The 2081-nt window shown below is 40.3% G+C and carries 2 protein-coding genes; both read left to right on the top strand.

All coding sequences use genetic code 11. The features are described from left to right. On the top strand, positions 1 to 438 hold a 438-nt coding region (locus INT03_RS00250; RefSeq protein WP_193007112.1), incomplete at its 5' end, for a transposase. A 111-nt stretch (positions 439 to 549) separates the two neighbouring features. Further along, entirely contained in the window at positions 550 to 1836 is a 1287-nt protein-coding gene (locus tag INT03_RS00245; RefSeq protein WP_193007111.1) for an RHS repeat domain-containing protein, read from the top strand. Positions 1837 to 2081: the final 245 nt, after the last annotated feature.

Below are 2081 nucleotides of genomic sequence, written 5' to 3'. Positions count from 1 at the left end.
GCTGAAACCATTCGTCCTTACGGCTATGCACCGATAGGCAAACCTTGTATTGATCGCTACAACTGGCAAGCAAAAAAGCGAACTAACGTCATCGGTGCTCTCTATGAAAAGATGCTGTTTGCCCTAGATTACTTTGAGCACAATATTAACAGCATCACATTCTACTACTGGTGCAAACACACGCTGATCCCAAGTCTTAAAACCAAATGCGTGATAGTCATGGATAGTGCTCGATTTCATAAGAACAAATGCATGCAAAAGCTACTGAACAGACATGGCCATCGTATTTTATGGCTGCCGCCGTACAGTCCTGACCTGAACCTTATCGAGAAAAAATGGGCACAGGTGAAGTTTCTACGCCAGGGCTGGATGCAAAATAACTCATCTAAATTGTTTTATGATATTTGCCCTAGCCATAACACTTTTATTTTGAACTGACTATATCAGCTTCACTATGCTTATGATCAGCTCGGTAATATCACTCAAAAGACATGGCAGTTTACAGATAGTAGATTTACTGCGTATTATAAATACAATGCCAACCAGCAGTTGATACAGACTGATTATCCTAGCGGTTTAACTCTAAATTATAGCTACGATGAAAAGGGTCAGTTAGATCAAATCGCGCAAAAAAGCTGGCTTAAAGATAAAGTCTTAGTCTCGAACCTTAGTGACAAAAACTCTTATGATAATCAATTAGCGTTTAATTTTGGCAATGGCGTTAGTCAATCACAAGCTTATAGAGATAATGAGGTTGTAGAGTGGACAGGTAATAAAGATATTGCTTATAGCTATAGCACACCATACCAAGGTGGCTACGCGATTGATTATGCTTATCCTAGTGTTAGCAACGATACCAGCGTTAGCACAGACTCAACAAGTCAGAATAGTCAAAGTACTCAAAGCAGTAATAATGCTGTGCCTAATGAGCCTTCAAAAGTAGTGGCTCAAACAACCACTACCGCCGATCAATACAATCCAATGGGTCAACTACTACAAGAGTCAGGACGTCAATACAGTTACGATAGCTTAGGACGCTTAACACAAGTTACTGATAATAAAAGTTCTACAGTCACTTACGACTATCTTATCACTGGTGAGCGCTACAAAAAATCAGTACTTGACAGCAGCCAAGCCAACCAAGCGCAGCAAACCACTTATTACTTATATGACAATGGCATCCTAATCAGTGAGTTGACGCAAACCGCAACTGAGGACAAACCACAATTTACAGACTATGTCTATCATGATAATCGTCCGTTGCTACAATTTAATAAGCTAGAGCCTTTTTACTTGAAGACGGATCATCGCGGCTCTGTGATGACAGTGACAGATGAAGATGCAAACATAGTTTGGCAAGCTTATCTAACAGATAATGGGCAAGCTACAGTCTTTAATGGCTCACAAATAGCGATAAATCTACGCGGTTCTAATCAGTACTATGATGCTGAAACCAGTCTGCACTACAATATTCATCGCTACTTTAGTCCGACTCGTAATCAGTATCTGACCCCTGATCCTGTAGGTTTAGTAGCAGGAGAGGATCTGTATGCCTTTGCTAATGATAGACCGCATGAGTTTGTTGATTTGTGGGGGCTTGCGCCTGAGATGTATGAAGACATGTACAAAAAAAGGCCCTTTTTGGAAAAAGCTATTATTGGAATGGTAGTACATAGAGATTTGGCAAACGTACTAAACAGTCGACTTTTACTTGGTTATGGAGCTGATAAGGGGCGTGATGGAACGTTTGGTAATATTAGAACTGATGCATATTTTGTAGATGAGGTTAATATAAGGTTAGAATTGGCTAAAAAACCTTTTACTGGAACGGTTTAGGAGTTAAAACCTATATCTTGGTTGCAAGATACCAAGGTGCGTTATAAAAGAGGAGTGGCACAAGTAAAGACATATCTCGATAAGGCCAAAACAACGTGTAAAAGTGCATGGAGAGCTGGAAGCTATAAGGAACTAGCTCCTCAAATAAAGCAAATAGAAAGAACGCTTAGCTTGGGGAATAAAAGCTTCAAGATTACTACTCACGCAGATACTGAACCGCCCCGGGATTGTCGGAGACTCAACAT

This window comes from Psychrobacter sp. PG1 (genome assembly GCF_014897815.1).
In the GTDB taxonomy this organism is placed as follows: Bacteria; Pseudomonadota; Gammaproteobacteria; order Pseudomonadales; family Moraxellaceae; genus Psychrobacter.
This window is presented reverse-complemented; position numbering and strand designations above follow the sequence as displayed.